2 protein-coding genes are annotated in these 2,239 nt (G+C 61.9%); both read right to left on the bottom strand.

What is annotated here, in order from left to right:
* Positions 1-1,609: condensation domain-containing protein (locus F3J45_RS29495; RefSeq protein WP_370526514.1), on the bottom strand; the 1,609-nt coding region annotated here is incomplete at its 3' end.
* Between the two features lie 13 nt (positions 1,610-1,622).
* Positions 1,623-2,239 (bottom strand): phosphopantetheine-binding protein (locus F3J45_RS29490; protein ID WP_205300743.1); only part of this gene is annotated, 617 nt, incomplete at its 5' end.

Genomic DNA, 2,239 nt, shown 5'->3' with positions numbered 1-2,239 from the left:
GTTCGGCATAGCTCAGTTGCTGCTCACCGAACAGCAAAGCCGGTGCGTCAGGCGTCGCCTGCACACGCTGCTCGAACAGCCCGTGCACGGTCTGGTTCAGGTCGTACGGGGTGGCGGTAGCGTTGAAACGTTCGAGCAACTGCGTGCGCTCGTCGCTATCGAGCATCGGCAGTTCGCACAAACGTGCCTGCGGCATCGCGACAATGGACTGCAGCAGGTTGAGCCAGTGGCGCCCCAGCCGCTCAGCAGTCGCCGCATTGAACAGATCGGTCGCATAGGTCAACGCAGCACCTATCCCGTCGGCGCGCTCATAGGTATCCAGTGAGAGATCGAACTGCGCCGACTGACCAAGCCAGCTCAGTTGCTGGATCTGCAAAGGGCCCTGGGAGGCAGGCTCGGCGGAGGGCAACGCCGCACCCTTGTGGTTGAATAACACTTGGAACAGCGGGCTGTAGCTGAGATTACGCTCCGGCTGTAGCACCTCCACCAACTGTTCGAAGGGCAAATCCTGGTGCGCCTGAGCGGCTAGTACCTGCTGACGCGTGTAGCTGAGAAACTGATCGAAGCGCTGCTGGTCGTCGATTTCAGCCTTGAGCACCTGGGTGTTGACGAAAAAGCCGATCAGCCCTTCAGTCTCGACCCGGTTACGGTTGGCAACAGGAACGCCCACGCGGATGTCGACCTGGCCACTGTGACGATGCAGCAGCAGCTGGAACGAGGCCAATAGCAACATGAACGGTGTCACCCCATGCGACCTGGCCAGGTCCAACAGGCGCTGGGAGAGTGCTGCAGGCACCTGCACGTCAAGGCGTGCGCCCTGGAAACGCTGCTCAGCAGGCCGAGGGTAATCCAGCGGCAACGCCAACACTGGCTGCTCACCCCCCAGCTGTTCGAGCCAGAATGCTTGTTGCCGCTCACGCTCACCCGCCTCCATCCAGTGGCGTTGCCACAAGGCATAGTCGGCGTATTGGATCGGCAAGGGTGGCAGGTTGGCCGGCAGGCCATGGGCAAACTCGGCATACAAGCGTGTCAGGTCGTCGACCATGACCTGCATCGACCAGCCATCAGCAACGATATGATGCAGCGTCAGCACCAACACATGGTCGTCTTCACCCATGCCCCAGAGCCGCAGACGGTACAGTGGCCCCTGCGCCAGATCGAATAGTTGCTGGGTTTCGGCCTCGATACGAGCACGCAACGACGCCTCCAGGTCCAAGCCTGTAAGCGGCTCGAATGGCTCGACCTGCAGATCCACCGGACTGCTTTCGTGAATCTGCTGCAACGCCCCGTGAGGGCCTTCCAGCAACGTCGTGCGCAACGCTTCATGGCGTGCGACCACGCCCTGGAACGCCCGCTCCAGTGCCGGGACATCCAGGGCACCGCGCAAGCGCAGGGCCACTGGAATGTGGTAGGCAGTGCTGCTCGGGTCCAGCTGCCATAGGAACCACTGGCGCTCCTGGGCATAGGAGAGCTGCAACGGCTCGGCCGGGTCGCGCTTGAAGATCGGTGCCACGGCAAACAAGTTGATGCCTTTCTGCTTGAGCAGCACCGCCAGCGCCTTGCGCTCTTTCAGGGGAAGCGCCCCAACCGACTCAATCAACTCTCGCACCCCAAACTCCTTACTAGGAAATTAGTTTTTCCAATTCGCTAGTGGATAAACGTTTGAGGGCCTCCAAGGATTTAGCCAATTCTTCATCAAGGTGTGAGTGCACCGGCGGTGTGCTCGAGATCTGGCCACAGAAGGCTTCCAGGGTCGGCGAATCGAATAGAAGCCTGATCGGCACCTCGGTGCCCAGACTATGACGAATGCGCCCGATCACCTGCGTGGCCAGCAGTGAATGACCACCCAGCTCGAAGAAGTGCGCCTGCAGACCGACGGGCCCGCATTGCAGTACATCCTCCCAGATTGCCGCAACCTGACGCTGCAAGTCGGTGACCGGCGCCAGATAAGCATCCTGATCCTGGGCCTGCGGGCTCGGCAACTGGCGCCGGTCGAGCTTGCCGTTGGGGCTCAACGGCAAGGCGTCCAGGAACAGCCACTGGGCCGGCACCATGTACTCCGGCAGGCTGCGCGACAACTGCGCCTTCAGCGCCTCGACCGTCGCCTCGCCCACCACGTACGCCACCAGTTGCTGCTCCACCACCAACACCGCCGCCTCGCGCACCTGCGCTTGCTCCAGCAGCCGGGCCTCGATCTCGCCAAGCTCGATACGCAACCCGCGCAGCTTCACCTGGTGGT

It is taken from the genome of Pantoea sp. Ap-967, from assembly GCF_011752565.1.
Classification (GTDB): Bacteria; Pseudomonadota; Gammaproteobacteria; order Pseudomonadales; family Pseudomonadaceae; genus Aquipseudomonas.
Note: the sequence above shows the minus strand (reverse complement) of the source record. Positions and strands in the feature narration are given on the sequence as shown.